Source organism: Agromyces indicus, from assembly GCF_031432295.1.
In the GTDB taxonomy this organism is placed as follows: domain Bacteria; phylum Actinomycetota; class Actinomycetes; order Actinomycetales; family Microbacteriaceae; genus Agromyces; species Agromyces indicus.
This window is the reverse complement of record NZ_JAVKGS010000005.1, coordinates 1-25744: the sequence shown is the minus strand read 5'-3', so window position 1 is coordinate 25744 and position 25744 is coordinate 1. Positions and strand designations below refer to the sequence as shown.

Genomic DNA, 25744 nt, shown 5'->3' with positions numbered 1-25744 from the left:
CCCACACGCAAGCCAACAGGCAACGATACCAGTTCGCCCGGCACGACGCCAAAGCGCGCGGCCGTCAGGAGGTCGTGCGCGAGGCGTCCCGCCGGGCGGCGCGCAGCTCGAGCTCCGCCACGACGCCGAGGATCGTCGCGGTGAACTCCGCCGGTCGCACGAGGCTCACGAGGTGCGTCGCCCCCTCGACGTGGATCAGGTGCCCGTCGCGGGCGGCGCGAAGCAAGCGGCGCTCCTCGATCCGGAAGTGGTCGTACCTCCCGTTCACGAACCAGATCGGCACCTCGACGGCCGCGATCGACGCCTCGATGTCGAGCGCGGCGACCGCCCCGATCGCCGGCTGCATGACGTCGAGGGCCACGCCGCCCGCGACCACGTCCTCGACCGCGGCCGGCGGCAGGAACAGCCGGGCCATGGTGTCGTTCAGCCATCGGCCGCGGTCGGGCAGCCGCCGGATCACGGCGGCCAGCGCCAGGTACCCCCGCAACCCGGCACCGCGGGGCCGGGTGCCGCAGGACGCGGCCACGAGCCCGTCGAGCCGGTGCGGATGCCGCGCCGCGTACTCGATCGCGAGGTAGCCGCCGAGGCTCAGCCCCACGAGCAGGCGCGGCGACCGCGGGTCGGCGTCGTCGAGCGCCTCGTCGATCGCGCGCATCGCGTCGTCCAGCGTGAACGCCTGGTCGAGGCGCGCGCCGTGGCCGGGCAGGTCGACGGGGACCACCTCGATGTCGTGGCGCGCGAGGCGCGCGACCTGCCCGCGCCACATCGTCGCCGACGTGCGGATGCCGTGGACGAGGACGACGCGGGCGCGCGGCATCCGTCAGCCCGCCCGGATCGCGCCGAGTTCGCGCGCCTTCGCGACGGCGGCGGTGCGCGAACCCACGCCGAGCTTGGTGAAGATGTGCACGAGGTGCGACTTCACGGTCGCCTCGCTGAGGAAGAGCGCCTGGCCGATCTCGCGGTTCGTGCTGCCCGCCGCGACCAGCGCGAGCACCTCCGCCTCCCGTACGGTGAGCCGCTGGTCGGCGCTGCGCTGCGACGCGTCGAGCCGCGAGGCCACCGCCGGCGCGAGCGCCGACTCGCCGGCGGCGGCGGCACGGATGGCGGCGACGAGCTCGCCGGGCGGGGCGTCCTTCAGCAGGTAGCCGCTCGCGCCGGCTTCGATCGCGCCGAGGATGTCGGCGTCGGTGTCGTAGTTCGTGAGCACGAGCACGCGGGGTGCGCCGGGAGTGGCGCGGATCCGCCGGGTGGCGTCGACGCCCTGCAGCCGCCCGGGGAACTGCAGGTCCATGAGCACGAGGTCGACGCCCGGCGTCGTCGCGAGCGAGACCGCCTCCTCGGCCGTGGACGCCTCGGCGACCACGTGCAGGTCGGGTTCGGCCTCGAGCAGCGCGCGCATGCCCGCTCGGACGACGGGATGGTCGTCGCTCAGCACGAGCCGGATCATGCCGTCACCGCCGGGATGCGCACCGACAGCGCCGTGCCGCCGCCGGGGGAGGACTCGACGTCGGCCGAGCCGCCGAGCGCCTCGGCCCGCTGCCGGATGGCGCGCAGCCCGAACGAGGCGCCGGCGGAGCCCTCGGGTTGCAGTCCGGCCGGGTCGAAGCCGATGCCGTTGTCGACGACGTCGAGCGCGACCTCGTCGCCGAGGTAGCTGAGCGTGAGCTCGGCCCTGGCGGCATCCGCGTGCTTGACGACGTTGGAGAGCGAGCCCTGGGCGATGCGCAGCAGGGTCGCCTCGATCGACATGGGGAGGGCCACCGGGTGGCCGCTCAGCGAGAACGAGACCCGGGTGCGCGACCCCGACTGGGCCGCCTGCTCGTTGGTGGCCTCGGCGAGCCGGCGGAGCGCTGCCGGCAGCGTCTGCTCGTCGAGGGCGGGCGGCGTGAGCTCCCGGATGAAGCGCCGCGTCTCCTGCAGGTTGTCGGCGGCGGTCTCGCGGGCGAGCCGGAGCTTGTCGCGCACGGCGCTGTCGTGCACGTCGCGCTCGGCGGCGTGCAGCAGCATCTGGATCGAGGAGAGGCCCTGGGCCACCGTGTCGTGGATCTCGCGCGCGATCCGCTCGCGTTCGGCGAGCGTGCCCGCCTCGCGGCTCGCCGCGGCGAGCTCCTCGCGCGTGGCGAGCAGGTCGAGGATGAGCGACTGGCGCTCGCGCGACTCCACCGCCATGGCCCGGTACCCGAGTCCGATGATCACGGCGACGCCCGCGGAGATGAACGGCCCAAGGATGCTGCCGACCTCGAATCCGAGGTGGGAGGTCGTGCTCCACACGCTGAGCAGGAACGTCACGGCGACGAGCGGCACGGCGTAGCGCGCGGGCAGCACGTGGAGTTCGAGGAAGAAGAGCGGGAACGCCAAGAACGCGGCATCCGGGGTGAGCGCACCCAGCCCGAGCCACAGCCCCAGCAGCATGACGAGCCAGGCCGCGCGCATCCAGGGCGTGACGACCTGGTGGGCGGTGACCACGCCGACGGCGTAGGTGCCGATGAAGGCGATCGAGAGGATGGCGATCGGCACCCGCTGCTCGCCGCCGGTGATCACCGCGCGGGCGACGACGAAGAGCGTGAGGCCGACCACGAGGACGTGCAGGCCCACGCGGAGCGACGTGAACACGGGACGGAGCGCCGACGGCTGCACCCGTCCGACGAGTGGGGCATCGAGCACGGTCATGGTGCGATTCAGCGTAGTCCCGGGGCCCCGGAGCGGCATCCGTCGAAAGTGGGATCGCCCGCATGGGAGAATCGTCGGGATGTCTCCGAGAGCCGCTGACCCCCCGGTGCCCGCCGCCACCGATCCCGCGCTGATCCGCAACTTCTGCATCATCGCGCACATCGACCACGGCAAGTCGACGCTGGCCGACCGCATGCTGCAGATCACGGGCGTGGTCGCCGACCGCGACATGCGTGCGCAGTACCTCGACCGCATGGACATCGAGCGCGAGCGCGGCATCACCATCAAGAGCCAGGCCGTGCGCATGCCGTGGGAGCTGTCGGGCACCGCGTACGCGCTGAACATGATCGACACGCCCGGGCACGTCGACTTCAGCTACGAGGTCTCGCGTTCGCTCGCGGCGTGCGAGGGCGCGATCCTGCTCGTCGACGCGGCGCAGGGCATCGAGGCGCAGACGCTCGCGAACCTGTACCTCGCGCTCGAGAACGACCTCGAGATCATCCCGGTCCTGAACAAGATCGACCTCCCGGCCGCCGAGCCCGAGAAGTACGCGCGCGAGCTCGCCGACCTCATCGGCGGCTCGCCCGACGACGTGCTCCGCGTGTCCGGCAAGACCGGCATGGGCGTCGAGGACCTGCTCGACCGCGTCGTCGAGCGCATCCCCGCCCCCGTGGGCGACGCGGATGCCCCGGCCCGGGCGATGATCTTCGACTCCGTCTACGACAGCTACCGCGGCGTCGTCACCTACGTCCGCATGGTCGACGGCAAGCTGAACCCGCGCGAGCGCATCCAGATGATGTCGACCAGGGCGACGCACGAGATCCTCGAGATCGGCGTGAGCGCGCCCGAGCCGACGCCCACCAAGGGCCTCGGCGTCGGCGAGGTGGGCTACCTCATCACGGGCGTGAAGGACGTGCGGCAGTCGAAGGTCGGCGACACCGTCACGACCGCGTCGAAGCCGGCCGCCGAACCGCTCGCCGGCTACACCGAGCCGCTGCCCATGGTCTTCTCGGGCCTGTACCCGATCGACGGCAGCGACTACCCCGAGCTCCGCGAAGCGCTCGACAAGCTCAAGCTCTCGGATGCCGCGCTCGTCTACGAGCCCGAGACGTCGGTGGCGCTCGGCTTCGGCTTCCGCTGCGGGTTCCTCGGGCTGCTGCACCTCGAGATCGTCACCGAGCGGCTGCGTCGCGAGTTCGACCTCGACATCATCGCGACCGCGCCATCCGTGGTCTACGAGGTCACGACCGAGGACAAGAAGACCGTCACGGTCACCAACCCGAGCGAGTTCCCGACCGGCGGCAAGATCGCCGAGGTGCGCGAACCCATCGTGAAGGCCGCGATCCTCGCGCCGAAGGACTACGTCGGCACGATCATGGAGCTCTGCCAGTCGCGTCGCGGCACGCTGCTCGGCATGGAATACCTCGGCGAGGACCGGGTCGAGATCCGGTACAACATGCCGCTCGGCGAGATCGTCTTCGACTTCTTCGACAACCTCAAGTCGAAGACCGCCGGCTACGCGTCGCTCGATTACGAGCCGGCAGGCGACCAGGCGGCCGACCTCGTGAAGGTCGACATCCTGCTCCAGGGCGAGCAGGTCGACGCGTTCAGCGCGATCGTGCACCGCGACAAGGCGTACGCGTACGGCGTGCTCATGACCGGTCGCCTGCGCGAGCTGATCCCGCGGCAGCAGTTCGAGGTGCCGATCCAGGCGGCGATCGGCGCCCGCATCATCGCGCGCGAGTCGATCCGCGCCATCCGCAAGGACGTGCTCGCCAAGTGCTATGGCGGTGACATCACCCGCAAGCGCAAGCTCCTCGAGAAGCAGAAGGAGGGCAAGAAGCGCATGAAGATGGTCGGCCGCGTCGAGGTTCCCCAAGAGGCGTTCATCGCCGCGCTCTCGGGCGAGACCGAGAAGAAGGACGCGAAGAAGTAGCGCTCAGGCGCCGTTTCGTAGAATCGACGGATGACTCGACGCAGCACGTTCACCGACCAGTCGGTGACCTACGGCGCGATCGGCGCCACGCTCGATCCCGACCTGCTGCGGTACCCGCCCGCCGGGTTCCGCCCGGCCGAGGACTCGGTGAAGCTCGGTTCCGGCCGCGAGCGCTTCGACCGCGCCGCCGAGGAGCTCATGACCTGGGGCGTCCAGAAGGGCGCCGGGTTCGAGGTGGCCGAGGTCGCCCCGGGCACGGGCGCGCAGTACACGGGCATCGCGTACGACGCCGACGGCTCGCCCCTGACGGAGCAGCCGACCGCGCGGGCCGAGCAGCGCTTCGCCGCCGACGGCACGCCGTTCGTGTCGGCGGGCATGACCGCGGTGCTCCGTCGCCGCGAACGGTTCCGCACCCGCGTGGTGCCGGTGCTCGTGGTCTACGTGGTCGACGAGCCGGGCCGCATCGGCTTCGCCTACGGCACCACCGGAGAGTCGCCCGAGCACGGCGAGGAGGCGTTCGTCCTCGAGCACCGCGACGACGACAGCGTGTGGCTCACCATCCGCTCGGCGCTCGAGCCCAGGGGCGGCATCCACCGCCTGCTCGCCCCCCTCGTGCGTCGTCGCCGGCGTGAGCTCACCCGCGCCGAGCTCCGCGCGCTGCACCCCGCGTACACCTGACGTGGCCGGTCCGCTCCCGATCGCCGATCCCGCTCCCGCTGACGGCCTGCTGCCCGCGACGGCGGTGACGGATGCCGCGACGCGCGCCTTCGGCGTGTACGTCCACGTGCCGTTCTGCCGGGTGCGCTGCGGCTACTGCGACTTCAACACGTACACGGCGGGGGAGCTGCGCGGCGTCAGCCAGGCGCAGTACGCCGACCAGGCCGTCGACGAGATCCGGCTCGCGGGTCGCGTGCTCGCGGCATCCGGTGCACCGGACCGACCCGCCCAGACGGTGTTCTTCGGCGGCGGCACGCCCACGATGCTGCCTGCGACCGATCTGGTGCGCATGTTGCGCGGCATCCGCGACGAGTTCGGCCTCGCGAGCGGCGCCGAGGTGACCACCGAGGCCAATCCGGACTCGGTGGAACCGGAGGACCTGCAGCGCCTCGCCGAGGGCGGGTTCACCCGCGTCTCGTTCGGCATGCAGTCCGCCGTGCCGCACGTGCTCGCCGCGCTCGACCGCACGCACGACCCCGCCCGCGTACCGCTCGTCGTCGGCTGGGCGCGCGACGCCGGGCTCGACGTGAGCCTCGACCTCATCTACGGCACGCCGGGGGAGTCGCTCGACGACTGGCGCACCAGCGTCGAGTCGGTGCTCGCCGAACGACCCGACCACGTCAGCGCCTACGCGCTCATCGTCGAGGAGGGCACGAAGCTCGCCCGCCAGCTGCGTCGCGGCGAACTGCCGGCGATCGACGACGACCTCACGGCCGACATGTACGAGCTGGCCGACGAGCGGTTCGCCGCGGCCGGGTACGAGTGGTACGAGGTGTCGAACTGGTCGACGGATGCCACGCACCGCTCCCGCCACAACCTCGGGTACTGGCGCGGCGACGACTGGTGGGGCGTCGGCCCCGGCGCCCACAGCCACGTCGGCGGCGTCCGGTGGTGGAATGCGAAGCACCCGGCGGCGTACGCCGAGCGCCTGGCGGCGGGCGTGTCGCCGGCAGGCGGGCGCGAGACGCTCGACGCGGCGGCGCGCGAGACCGAGCGCGTGCTGCTCGGCACCCGGATCCGCGACGGGCTCGAGCTCGCCTCGCTGGGTGCCGGCGGTCGCCGCGAGGTCGCCGCGCTCATCGCCGACGGACTCGTGGACGCGAAGAACGCCCTCGCCGGGCGGCTCACGCTCACCCGGCGAGGGCGTCTGCTGGCGGACGCCGTCGTGCGGCGCCTGCTGTACTCGGTGATCGAGTAGCGCCGAAGGCGCGTACCGAGATCAGCTCACGAACTTGATCGCGATCGGGTAGACGTAGGGCTGACCCTGGTTCGCCTTCATCGCGGCGATGATGCCGAACACGATCGCGGCGACCCACGCGGCGAACAGGATCAGGAAGCCGATCAGCACGAACGCGAGGACCCAGCCGACGACGTACGCGATGAGCAGCGTGATCTGGAAGTTCAGCGCGGTGGCCGAGTGCGCGCGGATGAACGCGCCGCGGTCCTTCAGCACCAGGTAGCCGATGAGCGGCGGCAGGAACCCGAACAGGATGCCGCCGATGTGGATCAGCGTGGCCCAGAGCCGCTGGTCGGGCGGGCTCATCTCCTGCGCTGCGGCGCCGTAGCCGGGGCCGCCCGCGGGCGGCGGGGTCGGGCCGCCGGGCGGCGGGGGAGGCGTGCTGCCTCCGGGAGGAGGCGGGGGCGTGCTGCCGCCGGGCGGCGGAGTGCTGGGCGGAGTGGGTGGGGTGGGAGGTGGTGCGTCGGACATGATGCTGGCTCCTTGGTCGGTCGCACGCCGTGTCGCGAGGCGTTTCTTCATGCTGGCACACGGCGACGCGCCGGTCGAGAGGTCTCGAACCGGCGCGTCGTGAGGAGCTGTGCGGCTACTTGATGAGGCGCAGGGCGAACGGGTAGCGGTAGTGCCGACCGTCCTTCACCTGCAGGAAGGCGATGATCGAGAAGACGACGCCGAGGATCCACGGCACGTAGGTGAGGAAGCCGAGGACGGCCCCGATGCCGAAGGTGACGATCGTGAGCACCGTCACGGCGATCCACAGGGCGACCGTGGCGATGGTGAGCGTGATCTGGAAGTTCAGCGCCTCCTTCGCCTCGGTGTTCGTGAACGAGCCGCGGTCCTTGAAGACGAGCCAGATGATGAGCGACGGCAGGATGCCGAGGATGCCGCCGAGGTGGGCGAACGACGCCCACTTGACGTCCTGCTCGTGCGAGAGCGGCGCGGCGGCGGCCGGCTGCGGGGTGTTGGGATCGGTCATGCGGGGTGCCTTTCGGGTTTGACGGGGGATGCCCGCCGGCCGCGCCGAGCGGGCGCGCGCCGGTGACGGCGATGCACACGCTACTGCGGCAGCACGCGGACCGGCAACGGCGCCATCCCCGGATGACGCGATATGATTAGCAGTCAGCTGAACCGAGTGCTAAGCGCACGATCCGCCCGACCGGTCGAGGGAAGCGAGGGTCCATGGTCTCCGAGCGCAGTCTCGCCGTCCTCCGTGCCATCGTCCAGGACTACGTGGCCTCGCGCGAGCCGGTCGGCTCGAAGACGATCGTCGAGCGCCATCACTTCGGCGTCTCGGCCGCGACCATCCGCAACGACATGGCGCTCCTCGAGGAGGAGGAGCTGATCGCGGCACCGCACACGTCGTCCGGTCGCATCCCGACCGACAAGGGCTACCGGGTGTTCGTCGACCAGCTCGCCGACATCCGCCCGCTCTCGACCGCGCAACGGCAGGCGATCGAGACGTTCCTCGGCGAGTCGAACGACCTCGACGAGCTGCTCTCCCGTACGGTCCGGCTCGTCGCGCAGCTCACGCGGCAGCTCGCCGTGGTGCAGTACCCGAGCTTCGCACGGGCGCGCGTGCGTCACGTCGAACTCGTCTCGCTGGCGCCGACGCGGGTGCTGTGCATCCTCATCTCCGATTCCGGCCAGGTCGAGCAGCGGCTGGCCGAGCTCGACCACCCGGTCGACGAGGAGACGATGCACCGACTGCGCGACCGGCTCAACGAGGTCGCCGCCGGGCTCACCATGACCGAGGCGGCGACCGCGCTCTCGGCCGAGACCGCGCAGGCCGACCGTGCCCACGCCGAGGTGCTCCGCACGCTCGCCGCGACGCTCGCCGACCAGGCGAACGTGACCCGGAGCGACCGACTGGTCGTCGCCGGCGCGGCGAACCTCGTGCGCACCGAACAGGACTTCGCCGGCAACATCCTCGGTGTCATCGAGGCGATCGAGGAGCAGGTCGTGATCCTGCGGCTGTTCGGCGAGATGCACTCCGACGACGGCATCGCCGTGCGCATCGGCCGCGAGAACGCCCCGTACGGCCTCGGCGAGACCTCGGTGGTCACGAGCTCGTTCGCCGTGCCGGGGCGCGACGTGTCGCGGCTCGGCGTGGTGGGTCCCACCCGCATGGACTACTCCCAGAGCATGGCCGCCGTGCGCGCCGTGGCTCGCTACCTCTCCCGGACCCTCGGCGAGAGCTGATCCCCGGACCGCCACCGCGCGGCATCCGTCACCGGCAACCGAAAGGACACGCCCTCCGTGGCCGACCATTACGAGGTCCTCGGCGTCTCGCGCGACGCCACCCCCGACGAGATCAAGAAGGCCTACCGGCGGCTCGCCCGCGAGCTGCACCCCGACGTCAACCCGGGCACCGAGGCATCCGAGCGCTTCAAGCAGGTCACGCACGCCTACGACGTGCTCTCCGACCCGAAGCAGCGGCAGCAGTACGACCTGGGCGGCGGCCAGGGCGGCTTCAACGGTGCCGGCTTCGGCGGGTTCGGCGACATCTTCGAGACGTTCTTCGGCGCGGGGCAGTCCACGCGCGGCCCGCGTTCGCGCCGCGAGCGCGGCCAGGATGCGCTCATCCGGCTCGAGGTGGGCCTCGACGACGTGATCTTCGGCACCCACCGCGAGATCGACGTCGACACCGCGGTCACCTGCGAGACGTGCCACGGCTCGTGCTGCCAGCCCGGCACGGCGCCGGTCACGTGCGACATCTGCGGCGGCACCGGGCACATCCAGCGCGCGGTGCGTTCGCTCCTCGGCAACGTGATGACCTCGAGCCCGTGCGGTTCGTGCCGCGGCTACGGCACGATCATCGCCACGCCGTGCCCGACCTGCCAGGGTCAGGGCCGCGTCCGGGCACGCCGCACCGTTCCCGTCGACGTGCCGGCCGGTGTCGACACGGGTGTGCGCCTGCAGATGCCCGGCTCGGGCGAGGCGGGTCCTGCCGGCGGGCCGAACGGCGACCTCTACCTCGAGATCAAGGTGCGCAACCACGAGGTGTTCAGCCGCAACGGCGACGACCTGCTGTGCACGCTCGAGGTGCAGATGACCGATGCCATCCTCGGAACGACCGCGAAGGTGGAGGCGCTCGACGGCGACGTCGACCTCGAACTGAAGGCGGGCGTGCAGTCGGGCGAGATCCTGACGGTGCGCGACCGCGGCATCACGCACCTGCGCGGCGGCGGCCGCGGCGACCTCAAGGTCGCCGTCCACGTCGTGACGCCGACGAAGCTGAGCCACAAGGAGCGCGAGCTCGTGCAGCAGCTGGCCAAGCACCGCAAGGCGCAGCCGCCGCAGCTCGGTCACTTCCAGCAGGGGCTGTTCGCGCGGCTGCGCGACCGGTTCCTCGGCTGACGGCGGGGCGGATGCCGCGATGAGCAGCCTCTACCTCGACGAGACGCTCGACCTGGCCGGGGTCGCGCCGGGTGCGTCGGTCGTGCTCGACGGCGACGAGGCGCGCCACGCGGTGACGGTGGCGCGGGTCCGGGTGGGCGAGCGCGTCTCGATCGGCGACGGTCGAGGACGCATCGTGGCGGGCGAGGTCGCCGCGACGGAGTCGCGCCGGCTCGAGCTCGCCGTCGACGAGGTGCGCGAGGACCCCGAGCCGTCGCCGCGGCTGACGCTCGTGCAGGCGCTCGCGAAGGGCGACCGCGACGAGCTCGCCGTGCAGGCGGCCACCGAGCTCGGCGTCGACCGGGTCGTGCCGTGGGCGGCGACGAGGTCGGTGTCGCGCTGGGAGGGGCCGAAGGCCGAGAAGGGCCGCGCACGCTGGGCCGCGATCGTGCGTGAGGCGGTGAAGCAGTCGATCCGCTCGCGCATCCCCGTGGTGGAGCCGGTCGCCGCCACGCGCGAGCTCCCGGCTCGGCTGCAGGGCGAGCGGATGCTGCTGCTCGTGCCGGGCGCTGAGACCCCGCTGTCCGGCATCCGTCACGACGGTCGCGACCTGGCCCTCGTGGTCGGACCCGAGGGCGGCATGGACCCCGCCGAGATCGCGCGGCTCGTCGACGCCGGCGCGGAACCGGTGCGGCTCGGCGACTCGGTCCTGCGCACCTCGACGGCCGGCCCCGCGGCGATCGCGGTGCTGTCGGTCGCGCTCGGGCGGTGGTGAGCCATCCGTCGCTACGATGGGGGGATGAGCGGAACGGCTGAGCCCACGGTGTTCGAGCGCATCGCCGCCGGCGAGATCCCGGCGCGCATGGTCGCCGACACCGAGCGCATCATCGCGTTCCACGACATCTCGCCGCAGGCGCCGGTGCACGTCGTCGTGACGCCGCGCACGGCGGAGTACCGCGACGTCGTCGAACTCGCGGCCGCCGACCCCGAACTGCTCGCCGAGCTCGTCTCGGTGGCTCGCGGCATCGCCGAAGAGCTGGCCGACGGCCAGTTCCGACTGGTCTTCAACACCGGCCCGGCTGCGGGCCAGACGGTGTTCCACGTCCACGCCCACGTCCTCGGCGGCGGGCTCGAGGAGGGATCGCTTGGCGGGCGCTGACGACCAGGGCGAGATCCGGCCCGCCGCCCCGGCGGCGGCATCCGACGAGGACCGCATCCACGTCGACGGCATCGCGATGGTGCGCCTGCTCGGACCGCAGGACCGGCTGCTCACGACCATCGAACGCGAGTACCCCGGCGTCGACGTCCACGTCCGGGGCAACGAGATCGCCATCCGCGGCGACGACGACCAGCGGCGGCGCGTGCGCCGCCTCATCGAGGAACTCCTCGAACTCGTCCGTGGCGGCGAGGACCCGACGCCCATCGAAGTGAGGAGCTCCGCCCGAATGCTCGACGCCGACCCGAACTCCCGGCCATCCGAGGCACTCGGCCAGGTGATCGTGTCGGCTCGCGGCCGCTCGATCCGACCGAAGACCGAGGGCCAGCGCGCGTACGTCGATGCGATCGACGAGAACACGATCGTCTTCGGCATCGGACCCGCCGGTACCGGCAAGACCTACCTCGCGATGGCGAAGGCCGTGCAGGCCCTCCAGCGCAAGGAGGTGAACCGCATCATCCTGACGCGTCCTGCGGTGGAGGCGGGGGAGCGGCTCGGCTTCCTGCCGGGCACGCTGACCGACAAGATCGATCCCTACCTCCGGCCGCTGTACGACGCGCTGAACGAGATGATGGATCCCGAGATGGTGCCGAAGCTGCTCGCCTCGGGCACCGTCGAGGTCGCACCGCTCGCGTACATGCGCGGCCGCACGCTGAACGACTCGTTCGTCGTCCTCGACGAGGCGCAGAACACGACGCCCGAGCAGATGAAGATGTTCCTCACCCGACTCGGGTTCGGCTCGCGGATGGTCGTCACCGGCGACATCACGCAGGTCGACCTGCCGGGCGGTTCGTCCGGTCTCCGGCTGGTCACCCGCATCCTCGACGGCGTCGACGACATCCACTTCGCGCGGCTGACGAGCGACGACGTCGTCCGCCACACGCTGGTCGGCCGCATCATCGACGCCTACACCGAGTTCGACCAGCGCGCGCAGGCGCAGCGGTTCGAGCGCGAGCAGGCGCGCGAGTTCGCCAACCGGGCCGAGCGTCGCGGTGCGGAGCGCCGCGGTGCCGCCGGTCCGCGCGACCACCTGCCGAGGAAGAGGAGCACGTGAGCATCGAGGTCAACAACGAGTCGGCCGTCGAGGTCGACGAGGCGGCGCTGCAGCGCCTCGCGGTGTATGCGCTCGATGCCCTGCACGTCCACCCCGACGCCGAGCTCGCGATCGTCCTCGTCGACGAGGGCGCGATGGAGCAGCTGCACGTGCAGTGGATGGACGAGCCGGGGCCGACCGACGTCCTGAGCTTCCCCATGGACGAGCTGCGACCCGGCACCGAGGACCAGCCGGCGCCTCCCGGACTGCTCGGCGACGTGGTGCTCTGCCCGCAGGTGGCCGAGGCCCAGGCCCGCGCCGCGGGGCATTCGCTCCTCGACGAGCTGCAGTTGCTCACCGCGCACGGCATCCTCCACCTGCTCGGCTTCGACCACGCCGAACCTGCCGAGGAGCGGGAGATGTTCGGGCTGCAGCGCGACCTGCTCGTCGGCTTCGCCATGCAGGAGCGCCGCCGCTGACCATGATGCTGCCCTGGCTCTTCCTCGCCGCGGCGCTCGTGCTCGTCGCCTTCGGCGGACTCATGGCCGCGGTCGATTCGGCGATCAGCGTGAGCTCGCGAGCCGACCTCGTGGAGATGTCGGTGGGCGCGCGCGCCGAGCGGTCCCTCCGGGCGATCGCGGACGACGCCGGCGCGCACGTCAACGCCGTGAACTTCATGCGCATCCTCGCCGAGACGACGGCGGCGGTGCTCGTGACGCTCGCCTTCGCGTCGTTCCTCGACGACGTCTGGCTCGTCCTGCTGGTCTCGGCGCTCATCATGACCGCCGTGTCGTTCGTGCTCGTCGGCGCCAGCCCGCGGAGCGTCGGGCGGGCGCACGCGTCCGCCGTGCTGCGCCTGTCGGCGCCGCTCATCCGGTTCGTCCGGGTGCTGCTCGGTCCGCTGGCCGACGCGCTCGTCGCGCTCGGCAACCGGGTCACCCCCGGCCGGGTGCGGTTCGCGGGCGTCGCGAGCGAGGAGCAGCTGCTCAGCATGGTCGACGAGGCGACGGAGCTCGAGGTGCTCGAGCAGGGCGATCGCGAGCTCATCCACTCGATCTTCGCGTTCGGCGACTCGCTCGTGCGCGAGGTGATGGTTCCGCGCACCGACATGGTGACCATCGACCGCTCGGCGCACCTGCCCCAGGCCATGGCCCTGTTCCTGAAGGCCGGCTACTCGCGCATCCCCGTCGTCGACCGCGAGGCCGACGACGTGGTGGGCGTGCTGTACCTGCGCGACCTCGCCCGGCTCGGGTTCGAACGCCCGATCGACGACGAGACGTTGACCGTCGACGACCTGACCCGGCCGGCGAACTTCGTCCCCGACTCGATGCGCGCCGACGCCCTCCTCCGGCAGATGCAGCTCGAGTCCAACCACTTGGCGATCGTGGTCGACGAGTACGGCGGGATCGCCGGGCTCGTCACCATGGAGGACCTCATCGAGGAGCTCGTGGGCGAGATCTCCGACGAGTACGACCGCGACAGCGCGCAGGTCGAGGAGCTCATGGACGGCCGGTTCCGGGTCACCGCGCGCCTGCCGGTCGACGAGCTGGGCGACCTGTTCGGGCTCGACCTCGAGGACGAGGACGTCGACACGGCCGGCGGGCTCCTGGCGAAGGAGCTCGGCCGGTTGCCGCAGCCCGGCGACCGCGCCTCGGTGAGCGGCCTCGTGCTCGAGGCCGAGCGCACCGAGGGGCGCCGGAAGCGCATCGCCACGATCCTGGTCGAGGCCGACCAGGCACTGATCGACGTCCGCGCCGCCTTCGGCGACGACGTCGCACCGACCGAGGGAGACCGCCCATGACCGACTACCGCGCCGGATTCGTGTCGTTCGTGGGGCGGCCCAACGTCGGCAAGTCGACGCTCACCAACGCGCTCGTCGGCGAGAAGGTCGCCATCACGAGCTCCAAGCCGCAGACCACGCGTCGCGCCATCCGCGGCATCGTGCACCGCGACCACGGCCAGCTCATCGTCGTCGACACGCCGGGCCTGCACCGCCCGCGCACGCTGCTCGGCGAGCGCCTCAACTCGCTCGTGCAGACGACCCTCGGCGACGTCGACGTCATCGGGTTCTGCGTACCGGCGAACGAGGCGATCGGGCCCGGCGACCGGTACATCAACGAACAGCTCGACCAATACCCTCGCGCGAAGAAGGTCGCGATCGTCACCAAGACGGATGCCGCGGGCAAGGCCAAGGTCGCCGAGCAGCTGCTCGCGGTGTCGAAGCTTCGCGAGTGGGACGCGATCATCCCGGTCTCGGCGCCGAAGGGCGAGCAGCTCGACGTCCTGGTCGACGAGTTGCTGCAGCTCATGCCCGAGTCGGAGCATCCGCTCTACCCGGCGGAGACGACCACCGATGAGGAGACCGGCGAGCGGATCGCCGAGTTCGTCCGCGAGGCCGCGCTCGAGGGCGTGTCCGACGAGCTGCCGCACTCGATCGCCGTGGTGGTCGACGACATGGTCGAACGCGGCGACAAGGATCTCCTCGAGATCTACGCGAACCTCTACGTCGAGCGCGACAGCCAGAAGGGCATCATCATCGGCAAGGGCGGTTCCCGCCTCCGCGAGGTCGGCGAACGCGCTCGCGCGCAGATCGAGGCGTTGCTCGGACGCAAGGTGTACCTGGCGCTGCACGTGAAGGTCGCCAAGGACTGGCAGCGCGACCCCAAGCAGCTCGGCCGGCTCGGGTTCTGACCGGGCCCGTCCCGACGCGTCGGCGACGACCGCCGATGCGCTTCCGCGCATCCGGGGCGTCCCTGACTCCCCGGGGGGTGCGCGCTCACTAGGCTCGCCCCATGGCTTCCCTACACCGGTCGGTCTCCACCGGCATCGGCACCGCCGTCCTGCTTCTCGCCCTGACCGGCTGCACCGGCCCATCCGAGCCCGTCGCCACGGAGTCGGCCGCCGCGCCGACGAAGACGGAGGCGACTCCGACTGGGACTCCGACTCCGACTCCGACGCCGGAGCCGAGCGCCGAGCCCTCGACCCGGCTCGCCGATTGCGGCACGGTGCTCGACGAGGCCGGGAACGCGGACCTCGCCGAGGACGACCTGAAGCCGTTCGAGTACCAGTACCAGAGCTGGGACTACCCGTTGCTGGCCGAGTTCGTTGCCGACGGCGTGGTCTGCCAGTGGGCCGGCGGCGGCGACGTGTTCGTCGTCGTCGGGCAGCTCGCCATGGACGAGGCCACCTGGGACGCCACCCGCGCCGACCTCGAGGCGGCCGGCTACCGTCAGGACGACTCGTTCGGGATCGACGGCTTCGTCGACGGTCCCGATTCCCCGGATGAGAGCTACCCGACTCGCGGGTTCGTCTGGCGGGACGGCATCCTGTACTACGTCAGCTACCCGGGCATCCTCGAGTTCGTGCCGGCGTTCCAGTCCTGACGCGGACCGGCGGGGCGGCCCTGCCACCGGGTCATCGTGCCTCCGTCTCCATTGTCGGGGCAGGGGTCCGCCGAAGGGATGATTCCGCGGCACGCGCGCCGGGCGGCGCCCGGGCAGGGCGTACCGTGGATCGGTGAGCAACTCGACGAACCGCGCCACGCTCATCGTCGACGGCATCCTCGCCGCCCTGTTCTTCGCGGTGTGCGTGCTCTACGCGTTCGTGGGCGGGTGGCCCGACGTGGTGGTCGTCGTCCTGTTCTCGGCGGCGCTCGCGATCCGGCGGGCGGCGCCGGGTGCATCGCTCGTGGTGGCGTGGGTCGCGGCGTGCGCGCAGATGCTCATGCTACGCGAGCTGCAGCCGGCGGATGCCGCGGTGTTCGTCGTGGTCTACTCGACCGCGGCGCACGGCTCGAAGGCGGTGCGCTGGTGGGGTCTCGGGTCAGCCGGGGCGGGCGCGGTCATCGCGTCGGCGTACCTCTCGGTGGTGATGCCGCTGGTCAACGGGGTGGGCATCGCGCCGACCACCGATGCGATCGGCCGCATCACGTGGTCCGCGCTGCTCTTCGGTGCCGCGATCACGGGGCTGGTCCTGGCGTGGACGATCGGCCTCCTCGCGCGCACGGTCCGCGATTCCCGCGAGCAGCGCCGCCGGGCAGAGCTCGACCGGCGCGAGCGGGAGCACGCGGAGTACCGCTACGTGGTCGAGCAGGAGCGCACGCGCATCGCGCGCGACATGCACGACGTCGTGGCGCATTCGCTCGCGGTGGTGATCGCGCAGGCCGACGGCGCGCGGTTCGCGGCCCGCACCCGCCCCGAGGCCGCGGTGGATGCGCTGGAGACGATCTCGGGGGTCGCGCGGGGCGCGCTGGGTGATGTGCGGCTGCTGCTCGGCGAGCTGCGGCATCGCGAGGGCGAGTCGCCGCAGCCGGCGCTGGACGACCTCGACGACCTCCTCGAGCAGGTGCGCGGGGCGGGGCTCGACGTGCGTCGCACCGAACGCGGCGAGCGCGTGCCGCTCGGCGCGGGGCACCAGATCGCGGTGTACCGCATCGTGCAGGAGGGGCTCACGAACGCGCTCCGGCACGGCGACACCGCGCGGCCGGTCGACCTCGCCCTCGACTGGAGCCCGGAGGGCGTGGCCGTGCAGGTCGAGAACGCGGTGACGGATGCCGCGCACCCCGGGACCGGTGACGAGACCGGTCCGGGCCCGAGGCACGGCATCCCGGGCATGCGCGAGCGGGCGGAGCTCGCGGGTGGCACGTTCGCCGCCGAGTCCCTCGAGGACGGTCGGTTCCGCATCACCGCCCGCATCCCCGCGCAGGCCGCGTCGTGAGCGCCATCCGCGTCGCCCTCGTCGACGACCAGGCGCTGTTCCGCGCCGGAATCCGCATGCTCGTCGAGTCGCAGCCCGACCTGGTCTTCGCGGGCGACGCCGCCGACGGCCGGGCGGCGATCGCCCTCGCGGAGCGCAGCCGCCCCGACGTCATGCTCATGGACGTGCGGATGCCGCAGCTCGACGGGATCGCGGCCACCGAGCGCATCCTCGCCGAGGCCGAGCGCGACGGCCGCGTTCCGCCTCGCATCCTCGTGCTCACGACGTTCGACCTCGACGAGAACGCGGCGCGCGCCATTCGTGCCGGGGCGAGCGGATTCGTGCTGAAGGACGCCGAGCCGGAGTTCCTGCTCGCGTCGATCCGCACGGTGCACCGCGGCAACGCGGTGATCGCCGCGAACGCAACCCGGGAGCTCATCGCGAGCGCGTCGCGCGGGAGCGGGCGACGGCCCGCACCGGCGGCGTGGTCGGAGCTGACGGCGCGCGAGCGCGACATCTTCCGCCTCGCGGCCAAGGGGCTCTCGAACGCTGAGATCGCGGCATCCGAGTATCTCGGCGAGGCGACGGTGAAGACGCACCTCAGCCGCGTCCTCGGCAAGCTCGGCCTCCGCGACCGCGTGCAGCTCGTCGTCTTCGCGTACGAGCACGACCTGCCGGTCGACTGACGTCCCGGCCCCGAAGGTCACCCGAGCGGATGACGCGGGCGAGCCGATCGGCGGACGCGTGCGTCCCGGTCCCGTCCATAGCGTCGGAGGCATGCAGATCCAACCCTCAGACCTCGGACTCGTCGCCCGCGTCGCCGGACTCGGCAAGCGATACGGCTCCGGTTCGGGCGCCGTCACCGCGCTCGACGACGTGTCGCTCGGCCTCCGCCGCGGCGAGTTCACCGCCGTCATGGGCCCTTCGGGCTCCGGCAAGTCCACCCTGATGCACATCATGGCCGGCCTCGACTCGCCGACGTCGGGTCGCGCCTGGCTCGGCGACACCGACATCACCGAGCTTCCGGATGCCGCGCTCACGGTCCTCCGCCGTCGCCGCGTGGGCTTCGTGTTCCAGTCCTTCAACCTGGTGCCGACGCTCGACGTGGAGGGCAACGTGCTGCTGCCCTTCGAACTGGACGGACGGACGCCGTCACGTGACGAGCGCGCCGTGATCGACGGGCTCCTCGACCGGCTCGGGCTCGCCTCCCGGCTCCGCCACCGGCCGCATGAGCTCTCGGGCGGGCAGCAGCAGCGCGTCGCGATCGCGCGGGCCCTCGCGACGCGCCCCGACCTCGTGTTCGCCGACGAGCCGACCGGCAACCTCGACTCGCGCACCGGCCGCGAGGTGCTCGCCATCCTCGCCGAGGCGAGCCGGGACTCGGGCCAGTCGATCGCGATGGTCACGCACGACCCGGTGGCCGCCAGCCACGCCGACCGCATCCTCTACCTCGCCGACGGCCGCATCGTGCGCGATGCGACCCGTTCGACTCCCGAGGAGATCGCGACGTACATGCTCGCCATGGAGGCGGCCGCGTGAACCGCCTGAACCTCGCCGACCAGTGGCCCACGTTCACCGTCGCGACGCTCGCGTCGGCGTTCGGGGCGATGCTGCTGCAGGTCACCGGGCTGCTCGGCGCCTCGATCCGCGCGGACGACACGGCCGCGTCATCCGGTACCGCCATGCTCATGCTCGCGATCACGGCCTGGGTGTTCATCGTCATCGCCGTGTACGTGGGCGCCATCGTGACGTCGAACACGGTGGCGACCGTGGTGGCGGGGCGCACCCGCCTCATCGCCCTGCTGCGGCTCGTGGGGGCCTCGGCCCGGTCGCAGCGCGCCGCGATCGCCCGCGAGGGGCTCGTGGTCGGCACCGCGGGAGCGGTCGCGGGCGTGCTCGTGGGGTCGTTCGCCGCGTGGGGCCTCGGCCGCTGGGCGGTCGTCGCGGACGTGATCCCCGAGACCCCGTACGACTGGGTCAACGTCTGGGTCGCGCCGCCCGCCGCGGTGGTCGCGCTCACGACGTGGCTCGCGGCCTGGGTCGGGTCGCGGCGCGTGCTGTCGGTGCGTCCCGCGGAGGCGCTCGGCGGGGCGAACGAGTCCTCGCACGACGAGCTCCGCACGCGCCGCGGCCGGAACGCGACCGCGATCACCCTCACCGTCGCGGGGGTCGCCCTGCTCGCGCTCGGCGTCCTCGCCGGCCTCGTCACCCCGCTCGGGGTGTTCATCGGGCTCATCGGCGGCATCCTCTCGTTCACCGGGATCGTGCTCGGCGCGCACGTCGTCATGCCGCCCGTGCTGCGCGCGGTGGGCCGGCTGCTCGGTCGGTCGCCGTCGGCGCGGCTCGCCGCCGAGAACGCGGTCCGCAACCCCGAGCGGAGTTCGCGCATGACGATCGGCCTCGTCATCGGCGTCACGCTCGTGACGATGTTCGCCGTCGCGATGGAGTCGTACCGCGTCCTGATGATCGAGTCGGTCGCGGACCGGCCCGAACTGGTCGCGGGCATCCAGGCGATGGTGGATGCCACGGTCGCGGTCTTCAGCGTACTCATCGGCTTCAGCGCGCTCATCGCCGCGATCGGCCTGGTGAACACGCTGTCGCTGAGCGTCCTGCAGCGCGGCCGCGAACTGGGCCTGCTGCGCGCGCTCGGCTTCGAGCGCCGGCAGCTGCGGGCCATGGTCGTCGCGGAGGCGGCGGCGCTCACGGCCGCCGCGACGGTGGTCGGCGTCGCGCTGGGGGTGGCGTACGGCTGGGCCGGCGCCCAGTCGCTGCTCGGCGGGGCGACGGGGCAGCCGCTGCTCATCGCACCGGTCATGCCCTGGCCCGTGCTCGGGCTGGTGGTCGTCGCGGCGGTCGTGCTCACGATCATCGCGTCGGTCGCGCCCGCGCGACGCGCGGCTCGCGTCTCCCCGGTGGAGGCGCTCGCGGTCGGGTGAGCGACGGGGTCGGATGCCGGGTCCTGGGGGGCGGCATCCGACCCCTGCCGCGCGTCCGCGTGCCGCGGCCCGTCACGGGGCTGCGGCCCCGGGCGCGCTGGTGTTAGCCTTGTCGCGTGCTTCACAGCCTGCTTCTCCTTAGCTGCCGCAGCGAGTCCTAGTTCACAGGCCTCCCTCGCTGCGGAGTCTGTCGTCGGCTGAAACCCCCGAAGAGCGAGAAGAGCACCTCATGAAGAACACCCAGAAGCCCTCCGCGATGCCGGTCCATCGGTACCGCCCCTTCCACGAGCAGATCCGCGTCGACCTGCCGGATCGCACGTGGCCGTCCAAGCGGATCGAGAAAGCGCCGCGCTGGTGCGCCGTCGACCTGCGCGACGGCAACCAGGCCCTCATCGACCCGATGAGCCCCGAGCGCAAGCGCATCATGTTCGACCTCCTCGTCCGCATGGGCTACAAGGAGATCGAGGTGGGCTTCCCCTCGGCGAGCCAGACCGACTTCGACTTCGTGCGCAGCCTCATCGAGGAGGACGCGATCCCGGAGGACGTGACCATCCAGGTGCTGACCCAGGCGCGCGACCACCTGATCGAGCGCACGTACGAGTCGATCCGCGGCGCGAAGCAGGCGATCGTGCACCTCTACAACTCGACGAGCGTGCTGCAGCGCGAGGTGGTCTTCCGCACCGACAAGCAGGGCATCATCGACATCGCCCTGCACGGTGCCCGGAAGTGCCGCGAGATGGAGGCGACCGTACCCGGTACGACCGTGTACTACGAGTACTCGCCCGAGAGCTACACGGGCACCGAGCTCGAGTTCGCCGTCGAGGTCTGCAACGCCGTGCTCGAGGTGCTGGAGCCCACGGCCGAGCGGAACGCCATCATCAACCTGCCTGCCACCGTCGAGATGGCCACGCCCAACGTGTACGCCGACTCGATCGAGTGGATGTCGCGGCACCTGGCGCACCGCGAGCACGTCATCCTCTCGCTGCACCCGCACAACGACCGCGGTACGGCGATCGCCGCGGCCGAGCTCGGCTACCTGGCCGGCGCGGACCGCATCGAGGGCTGCCTGTTCGGCAATGGCGAGCGCACCGGCAACGTCGACCTCGTCGCGCTGGGCATGAACCTGTTCACGCAGGGCATCGACCCGCAGATCGACTTCTCCGACATGGATGAGATCAAGCGCACCGCCGAGTACTGCAACCAGCTGCCCGTGCACGAGCGCAGCCCGTGGGCGGGCGACCTCGTCTACACGGCCTTCTCGGGATCGCATCAGGACGCGATCAAGAAGGGCTTCGAGGCGATGGAGGCGCGCGCCGCCGAGCGCGGCGGCACGGTCGACGACCTGGCCTGGGCGGTTCCGTACCTGCCGGTCGACCCGAAGGACATCGGCCGCAACTACGAGGCCGTGATCCGCGTCAACTCGCAGTCCGGCAAGGGCGGTGTCGCCTACCTGCTGAAGAGCGACCACGCGCTCGACCTGCCGCGGCGCCTCCAGATCGAGTTCTCGGGCGTCGTGCAGGCGAAGACGGATGCCGAGGGCGGCGAGGTCACGAGCGACGAGATCTGGCGCATCTTCAATGACGAGTACCTGCCGGCGCCGCAGGACCGACCCGACGAGAAGTGGGGCCGGTTCGAGCTGCTGTCGCTGCGCACCGAGAGCGACCTCACGGGCGACGTGCGGGTGCGCGTCGGCCTGCGCGACGGCGACGAGCGCGTCGACGCCGACGGGTCGGGCAACGGTCCGGTCGCCGCGTTCCTGTCGGTGCTCGCGGCAGAGGGCGTCGACGTCCGCGTGCTCGACTACAGCGAGCACGCGATGTCGTCGGGCGGCGACGCGATCGCCGCGGCCTACGTCGAGTGCCAGGTCGCCGGCCGCACCCTTTGGGGCGTGGGCATCGACGCGGACATCTCTACGGCGTCGCTCAAGGCCGTCGTCTCCGCGGTCAACCGGGCACTGCGCGCCGCGCGCGTGCGCGAGGAGGCCGAGGCGCCGGCCCTCGCCTGAGCCACCGGGTGGAGCGGGCGGGCGCGGCATCCGTCGCCCCGCCCGCACTCGGGTGCCGGGGGCTCAGCGGCGGCGCCACACCCGCCAGCTCGCGATCGCGCGCTGCTCGGGAAGGCTCCAGCCGAATCGCACCGACCCGAGGCGGATGACGGTCGTGACGATGACGCACGCGATCGCGGCGACCGTGATGTTCGCGCCGAGGGCGACGAGCACGACGATGAGCACCGTCCCGGCCCCGGCAGCGACCGCGTAGAGCGACCCGACGTGCATGAGCGCGATCGGCAGGTTGAGCGACACGTCGCGGAGAATCGACCCGCCGACCGCGGAGACCACGCCCACGAAGACCGCGGGCACCTCGGGCACGCCGGAGGCGAGCGCCTTGCTCGTGCCGATCGCGGCGAACAGGCCGATGGTCACCGCGTCGAGTGCGATGATGAGCGGGTTCAGTCGGGTGAACAGGCGGAGCAGCGCCATCCCGAGCAGCGCGGCGAGCGTGGCGACGACGAGGTACCAGTTGCTCTGCATGGCCGCTGGGAGCTGGTTCAGCAGGACGTCGCGGAGGAGACCGCCGCCGAGCCCGACCAGGATGCCGATGAGGGCGACCCCGAGCAGGTCGAGCCGGCGGTCCTTCAGGCGCCCGGCGAACATCGCGCCCTGCAGGGCGCCCACGCCGACGGCGGCGAGGTCCGTCCAGAGCGGGATCTCGAACGCGGCCACGTTCACGATGCGGCACCGTCGCGCCCGTGCGCGGTGTCGGATGCGCCGTCGGCGACCGCCGCGAGGTACTGCTCGAACGTGATCCGCCCGTACGGCTCGCCCGGGACCAGGTTGGCGCCCGATGCGAACGCCGAGAAGCGCGTGCCGGGAAGGCGGAACGGCACCGTCGGGCGCCGGGAGCCGCGCGCCGCGAGGTAGGCCCGGGCGAGGTCGCGCGCGGTGCGCACCTCGGGGCCGCCGATGTCGGGCACGAGCCCCGCGGCATCCGTTTCGACCACCTCGACCAGGCGCCGGGCGACGTCGCCCGCGTCGATCGGCTGGAACGAGAACGACGGCGCGAACACGACAGGAGAGAAGCGCTGCACCGCGAAGAGCGACGCGACGAGGTCGTGGAACTGCGTCGCCCGGAGGATCGACCAGCGCAGCCGCGATTCCGCCACGAGGCGCTCCGAGGCGCGCTTGCCGCCGTAGTAGCCGAGCGGGATGCGGTCGATGCCGACGATCGACTGGTAGATCATCCGCGGTCGGCCGGAGCGCTCGGCGAGGCGCACGAGGTTGCGCGTGAGCTCGGTGTCGTCGCGCAGGTTCGTCGCCAGGTGGAGCACGGCGCCGACCCCCTCGAGTGCCGCTTCGACGCCCTCGCCCGTCTCGAGGTCGCCGCGCGCCGTGCCGGGCGCGCCGCTGCGGCTGAGCACTCGCACGTCGAATCCGCGGGCGGTGAGCTGCGGGACGACGGCGCGACCGAGCGTGCCGGTCCCGCCGGTGACGAGGATGGGAGCGGACGTCGAGGTCACCCGACCCATTCTGCCGTCCGGCGCGGCCCGATGCGCCGGGTTGCGGCGACGACACGGCGCCGACCTCGGCGGTCGGTGGGAGAATCGACGGGTGCCCGTGTACCGAGATGACGCCGTCGTGCTGCGCACCCACAAGCTGGGCGAAGCCGACCGTATCGTCACGCTGCTCACACGGCGGCACGGCAAGGTGCGCGCCGTCGCCCGCGGGGTGCGGCGCACCGCGTCGAAGTTCGGGTCGCGGCTCGAGCCGTTCATGGTGGCCGACCTGCAGTTGTACGAGGGCCGCACGCTCGACGTGATCACCCAGGCCGAGACGATCGGCTCGTACGGCGCCGAGATCGTCGACGACTACGAGGCCTACACAGCCGCGAACGCGATGGTCGAGACCGCCGACCGCGTCACCGAGGCCGAGGGTTCGACGCAGCAGTACCTGCTGCTCGTCGGCGCGCTGCGTTCGCTCTCGCGGCGCGAACACGGGCCGGCGCTCACCCTCGACTCGTACCTGCTGCGCGCGCTCGCGATCGCCGGCTGGGCGCCGAGCTTCGTCGACTGCGCCCGCTGCGGGCGGCCGGGCCCGCACACCTCGGTCGTCGTGCAGCTCGGCGGGGTCGTGTGCGACGAGTGCGCACCGCCCGGCGCGCCCCGCATCGCGCCCGCGACCGTCGACCTGCTCGGTGCGCTCCTCGCGGGCGACTGGGCGATGGCGGATGCCGCACCCGAACGAGATCGCGCCCAGGCGAGCGGCATCGTCGCGGCGTACACCCAATGGCATCTCGAGCGCGGCCTGCGCTCGCTCTCCCACGTCTCCCGAGGAGCGACCCCCCAGTGACCCCGAAGCCCTACACCCACAAGGACGCGGTGCCCTACCGCCCGCTCGACTGGACCGGGGTCCACCCGCCCGCGTTCCCGAAGGGTTCCGTGCCCGAGCACGTGGCGATCGTCATGGACGGCAACGGCCGCTGGGCGAACCGCCAGGGCCTCACCCGCATCGAGGGTCACAAGGCCGGCGAGGCGGCGCTGCTCGACGTGGTCGCGGGCGCCATCCAGGCCGGGGTGAAGCACCTGTCGGTGTACGCGTTCTCGACCGAGAACTGGAAGCGTTCGCCCGACGAGGTGCGCTTCCTCATGGGCTACAACCGCGACGTGCTGCACCGGCGGCGCGACCAGCTCAACGAGTGGGGCGTGCGGATCCGCTGGGCCGGCCGGCGCCCGCGGCTGTGGCGCTCGGTCATCGACGAACTGCAGTACGCCGAGCGGCTCACGGCCGGCAACGACACCATGACGCTCACCATGTGCGTGAACTACGGCGGGCGGAACGAGCTCGTCGACGCCGTCCGCTCGATCGCCGACGACGTGGCATCCGGTCGCCTGCGCCCCTCGGCGGTCACCGAGAAGCTCATCCAGAAGCGGCTCTACGTGCCCGACCTGCCCGACGTCGACCTGTTCGTGCGGAGCTCGGGGGAGCAGCGCACCTCGAACTTCCTGCTGTGGCAGTCGGCCTACGCCGAGATGGTCTTCCTCGACACGCTCTGGCCCGACTTCTCGCGCACCGACCTGTGGCACGCGATCGAGCTGTACGCGTCGCGGAACCGCCGCTTCGGCGGGGCCGTCGACCGGCCGGCGGAGGACGTGGGCGCGTAGGGTCGTGCGGCGGTCGGCCTCGCCGGTCGCGACGTCGGTGTCGCGACTGCGGGGCGATCAGCGGGCAGAATTGCGGGCGGGTCTTCCGAACGGAGGTGCTCCGCGCTGAAGCGCGTTGTCACCGCGGGTCGCTCCTCGCGCGCTAGGGACCGGCTTTCGGGCGATCAACGCACCTTCGCACCAACGGGCCATGCCCCGCGAGGCAGGAGCTGCGAACGTACGATCGACTCGTGACCGGAGGAGCTGGAGCACTGTCGAAACCACCGATCCAAGGATGGCGGTGGGTCTTCGTGGGCGGGTTTGCTGTGGCGATCATGGGCACCGCCATCTCGCTGCTCGTGGTCGTATTCCCCCCGAGCAGCGTGCCGCGAGTCGCTGACCCGGCCGAATTGATCGGTGAATGGCGCGCGTCTGACAGTGGCGCGAGGATCGTGCTCGAGTCCGGTGGCAGGGCAGCGGTCAGTGAGTTCTCATTCCATAGCGGCCACGGCGCTTCCCGATCGACTGTCGATGCCTCGGGCGATTGGACCATTGACCCGGCCGCGCCAACCGCCGTCGGTGTTCTGGTGACGGAGGCGTCTGGTGAGCAAGCTTGGATCGACTTGGATTACGCGACGTGTCGGGGCGAGCCGTGTCTCCAATACGGGCCTGAGGAAGATGCCACTTCGTTCGTTCGCGAGCAGTAGAAGGCGCGGGGCGTTCGCGTTCACAAATCGCGTTGATGGATCGTCCGAGTACGGAGGTCTCGACCTAAGAACCGCGTTTTGCGGGTGAACGGCTCTGCGCGCCGCCCGCGTCGAGCTCGCCCATT

27 protein-coding genes are annotated in these 25744 nt (G+C 71.8%); 20 read left to right on the top strand and 7 right to left on the bottom strand.

The genetic code is table 11. From position 1 onward, the window contains the following. Positions 1-64: 64 nt before the first annotated feature. From RH861_RS15225 to RH861_RS15215, 3 genes are read right to left on the bottom strand one after another with little or no spacing between them, the layout of a single operon-like run. The gene (locus RH861_RS15225; RefSeq protein WP_310521708.1) at positions 65-817 is read right to left on the bottom strand and encodes an alpha/beta fold hydrolase; all 753 of its coding nucleotides are present in this window, start codon (positions 815-817) and stop codon (positions 65-67) included. 3 nt (positions 818-820) lie between these two features. Further along, complete coding sequence (locus RH861_RS15220; RefSeq protein WP_248598900.1) at positions 821-1447, bottom strand: response regulator; 627 nt, start codon at positions 1445-1447, stop codon at positions 821-823. Then, positions 1444-2670 carry a sensor histidine kinase gene (locus RH861_RS15215; RefSeq protein WP_310521707.1) on the bottom strand — a complete coding sequence of 409 codons (1227 nt, stop codon included), beginning with the start codon at positions 2668-2670 and terminating at the stop codon, positions 1444-1446. The genes RH861_RS15220 and RH861_RS15215 overlap by 4 nt, the downstream gene beginning before the upstream one ends. Positions 2671-2749: 79 nt before the next feature. On the opposite strand from RH861_RS15215, the gene lepA reads away from it, so the two are divergent. From lepA to hemW, 3 genes are read left to right on the top strand one after another with little or no spacing between them, the layout of a single operon-like run. Next, entirely contained in the window at positions 2750-4606 is a 1857-nt protein-coding gene (gene lepA / locus RH861_RS15210) for a translation elongation factor 4 (RefSeq protein ID WP_067945400.1), read from the top strand. A 30-nt stretch (positions 4607-4636) separates the two neighbouring features. Beyond that, positions 4637-5284 carry a DUF1990 domain-containing protein gene (locus RH861_RS15205; protein ID WP_310521706.1) on the top strand — a complete coding sequence of 216 codons (648 nt, stop codon included), beginning with the start codon at positions 4637-4639 and terminating at the stop codon, positions 5282-5284. Position 5285: 1 nt separating this feature from the next. Further along, complete coding sequence (gene hemW, locus RH861_RS15200; RefSeq protein WP_310521705.1) at positions 5286-6521, top strand: radical SAM family heme chaperone HemW; 1236 nt, start codon at positions 5286-5288, stop codon at positions 6519-6521. Between the two features lie 21 nt (positions 6522-6542). Here the strand turns inward: hemW and RH861_RS15195 are convergent, their stop codons facing one another. Together RH861_RS15195 and RH861_RS15190 are read right to left on the bottom strand one after the other, a co-directional pair. Further along, positions 6543-6866 carry a DUF4870 domain-containing protein gene (locus RH861_RS15195; protein ID WP_067945406.1) on the bottom strand — a complete coding sequence of 108 codons (324 nt, stop codon included), beginning with the start codon at positions 6864-6866 and terminating at the stop codon, positions 6543-6545. Positions 6867-7146: 280 nt separating this feature from the next. Further along, a complete protein-coding gene (locus RH861_RS15190) occupies positions 7147-7536 on the bottom strand; it encodes a DUF4870 domain-containing protein (protein ID WP_310521704.1) in 390 nt (129 codons plus the stop codon). A 203-nt stretch (positions 7537-7739) separates the two neighbouring features. On the opposite strand from RH861_RS15190, the gene hrcA reads away from it, so the two are divergent. The 14 genes from hrcA to leuA all read left to right on the top strand — a co-directional run bounded on the left by hrcA (position 7740) and on the right by leuA (position 21781). Then, complete coding sequence (gene hrcA / locus RH861_RS15185) at positions 7740-8759, top strand: heat-inducible transcriptional repressor HrcA (protein WP_310521703.1); 1020 nt, start codon at positions 7740-7742, stop codon at positions 8757-8759. Between the two features lie 57 nt (positions 8760-8816). Continuing rightward, positions 8817-9917: a molecular chaperone DnaJ gene (gene dnaJ / locus RH861_RS15180; RefSeq protein ID WP_310521702.1), complete on the top strand. Its 1101-nt coding sequence runs from the start codon at positions 8817-8819 to the stop codon at positions 9915-9917. A 19-nt stretch (positions 9918-9936) separates the two neighbouring features. Continuing rightward, positions 9937-10671 (top strand): 16S rRNA (uracil(1498)-N(3))-methyltransferase, encoded by a 735-nt coding sequence (locus RH861_RS15175; protein ID WP_310521701.1) that lies wholly within the window; start codon positions 9937-9939, stop codon positions 10669-10671. 24 nt (positions 10672-10695) lie between these two features. After that, positions 10696-11055 (top strand): HIT domain-containing protein, encoded by a 360-nt coding sequence (locus RH861_RS15170; RefSeq protein WP_310521700.1) that lies wholly within the window; start codon positions 10696-10698, stop codon positions 11053-11055. Continuing rightward, positions 11042-12166, top strand: coding sequence for a PhoH family protein (locus tag RH861_RS15165; RefSeq protein WP_374760991.1), 1125 nt, complete (start codon positions 11042-11044; stop codon positions 12164-12166). Before RH861_RS15170 ends, RH861_RS15165 begins: the two co-directional genes overlap by 14 nt. Continuing rightward, entirely contained in the window at positions 12163-12624 is a 462-nt protein-coding gene (ybeY, locus tag RH861_RS15160) for an rRNA maturation RNase YbeY (protein ID WP_067945418.1), read from the top strand. Before RH861_RS15165 ends, ybeY begins: the two co-directional genes overlap by 4 nt. Before the next feature lie 5 nt (positions 12625-12629). Further along, positions 12630-13946, top strand: a complete 1317-nt coding sequence (locus tag RH861_RS15155; protein ID WP_310521791.1) for a hemolysin family protein — start codon at positions 12630-12632, stop codon at positions 13944-13946. Beyond that, the gene (gene era / locus RH861_RS15150; RefSeq protein WP_310521699.1) at positions 13943-14836 is read left to right on the top strand and encodes a GTPase Era; all 894 of its coding nucleotides are present in this window, start codon (positions 13943-13945) and stop codon (positions 14834-14836) included. Before RH861_RS15155 ends, era begins: the two co-directional genes overlap by 4 nt. 101 nt (positions 14837-14937) lie before the next feature. After that, positions 14938-15528 (top strand): hypothetical protein, encoded by a 591-nt coding sequence (locus tag RH861_RS15145; RefSeq protein WP_310521698.1) that lies wholly within the window; start codon positions 14938-14940, stop codon positions 15526-15528. Positions 15529-15661: 133 nt separating this feature from the next. After that, positions 15662-16861 carry a sensor histidine kinase gene (locus tag RH861_RS15140; protein ID WP_310521697.1) on the top strand — a complete coding sequence of 400 codons (1200 nt, stop codon included), beginning with the start codon at positions 15662-15664 and terminating at the stop codon, positions 16859-16861. Further along, on the top strand, positions 16858-17526 hold the full coding sequence (locus RH861_RS15135) for a response regulator (RefSeq protein ID WP_310521696.1): 669 nt from the start codon (positions 16858-16860) through the stop codon (positions 17524-17526). Before RH861_RS15140 ends, RH861_RS15135 begins: the two co-directional genes overlap by 4 nt. A gap of 91 nt (positions 17527-17617) precedes the next feature. Further along, positions 17618-18379, top strand: coding sequence for an ABC transporter ATP-binding protein (locus RH861_RS15130; RefSeq protein ID WP_067945430.1), 762 nt, complete (start codon positions 17618-17620; stop codon positions 18377-18379). Further along, the gene (locus RH861_RS15125) at positions 18376-19776 is read left to right on the top strand and encodes an ABC transporter permease (RefSeq protein WP_310521695.1); all 1401 of its coding nucleotides are present in this window, start codon (positions 18376-18378) and stop codon (positions 19774-19776) included. Before RH861_RS15130 ends, RH861_RS15125 begins: the two co-directional genes overlap by 4 nt. A gap of 229 nt (positions 19777-20005) precedes the next feature. After that, the gene (gene leuA / locus RH861_RS15120; protein WP_310521694.1) at positions 20006-21781 is read left to right on the top strand and encodes a 2-isopropylmalate synthase; all 1776 of its coding nucleotides are present in this window, start codon (positions 20006-20008) and stop codon (positions 21779-21781) included. Positions 21782-21844: 63 nt separating this feature from the next. Here leuA and RH861_RS15115 read toward each other — a convergent pair whose 3' ends face one another. Further along, on the bottom strand, positions 21845-22504 hold the full coding sequence (locus RH861_RS15115; protein ID WP_067945436.1) for a trimeric intracellular cation channel family protein: 660 nt from the start codon (positions 22502-22504) through the stop codon (positions 21845-21847). Then, positions 22501-23292 (bottom strand): SDR family oxidoreductase, encoded by a 792-nt coding sequence (locus RH861_RS15110; protein WP_310521693.1) that lies wholly within the window; start codon positions 23290-23292, stop codon positions 22501-22503. The genes RH861_RS15115 and RH861_RS15110 overlap by 4 nt, the downstream gene beginning before the upstream one ends. A 91-nt stretch (positions 23293-23383) precedes the next feature. On the opposite strand from RH861_RS15110, the gene recO reads away from it, so the two are divergent. The 3 genes from recO (at position 23384) to RH861_RS15095 (ending at position 25619) form a co-directional block, all read left to right on the top strand. Next, the gene (gene recO, locus RH861_RS15105) at positions 23384-24121 is read left to right on the top strand and encodes a DNA repair protein RecO (RefSeq protein WP_248598885.1); all 738 of its coding nucleotides are present in this window, start codon (positions 23384-23386) and stop codon (positions 24119-24121) included. After that, positions 24118-24933, top strand: a complete 816-nt coding sequence (locus RH861_RS15100; protein WP_310521692.1) for an isoprenyl transferase — start codon at positions 24118-24120, stop codon at positions 24931-24933. The genes recO and RH861_RS15100 overlap by 4 nt, the downstream gene beginning before the upstream one ends. Before the next feature lie 230 nt (positions 24934-25163). Next, complete coding sequence (locus RH861_RS15095) at positions 25164-25619, top strand: hypothetical protein (RefSeq protein WP_310521691.1); 456 nt, start codon at positions 25164-25166, stop codon at positions 25617-25619. Positions 25620-25744: the final 125 nt, after the last annotated feature.

Coding starts and splice junctions, on each gene's coding strand:
- RH861_RS15225 (WP_310521708.1), bottom strand. CDS start 817: ATGCCGCGCGCCCGCGTCGTCCTCGTCCACGGCATCCGCACGTCGGCG.
- RH861_RS15220 (WP_248598900.1), bottom strand. CDS start 1,447: ATGATCCGGCTCGTGCTGAGCGACGACCATCCCGTCGTCCGAGCGGGC.
- RH861_RS15215 (WP_310521707.1), bottom strand. CDS start 2,670: ATGACCGTGCTCGATGCCCCACTCGTCGGACGGGTGCAGCCGTCGGCG.
- lepA (WP_067945400.1), top strand. CDS start 2,750: ATGTCTCCGAGAGCCGCTGACCCCCCGGTGCCCGCCGCCACCGATCCC.
- RH861_RS15205 (WP_310521706.1), top strand. CDS start 4,637: ATGACTCGACGCAGCACGTTCACCGACCAGTCGGTGACCTACGGCGCG.
- RH861_RS15195 (WP_067945406.1), bottom strand. CDS start 6,866: ATGAGCCCGCCCGACCAGCGGCTCTGGGCCACGCTGATCCACATCGGC.
- RH861_RS15190 (WP_310521704.1), bottom strand. CDS start 7,536: ATGACCGATCCCAACACCCCGCAGCCGGCCGCCGCCGCGCCGCTCTCG.
- hrcA (WP_310521703.1), top strand. CDS start 7,740: ATGGTCTCCGAGCGCAGTCTCGCCGTCCTCCGTGCCATCGTCCAGGAC.
- RH861_RS15175 (WP_310521701.1), top strand. CDS start 9,937: ATGAGCAGCCTCTACCTCGACGAGACGCTCGACCTGGCCGGGGTCGCG.
- RH861_RS15170 (WP_310521700.1), top strand. CDS start 10,696: ATGAGCGGAACGGCTGAGCCCACGGTGTTCGAGCGCATCGCCGCCGGC.
- RH861_RS15155 (WP_310521791.1), top strand. CDS start 12,630: ATGCTGCCCTGGCTCTTCCTCGCCGCGGCGCTCGTGCTCGTCGCCTTC.
- era (WP_310521699.1), top strand. CDS start 13,943: ATGACCGACTACCGCGCCGGATTCGTGTCGTTCGTGGGGCGGCCCAAC.
- RH861_RS15145 (WP_310521698.1), top strand. CDS start 14,938: ATGGCTTCCCTACACCGGTCGGTCTCCACCGGCATCGGCACCGCCGTC.
- RH861_RS15130 (WP_067945430.1), top strand. CDS start 17,618: ATGCAGATCCAACCCTCAGACCTCGGACTCGTCGCCCGCGTCGCCGGA.
- leuA (WP_310521694.1), top strand. CDS start 20,006: ATGAAGAACACCCAGAAGCCCTCCGCGATGCCGGTCCATCGGTACCGC.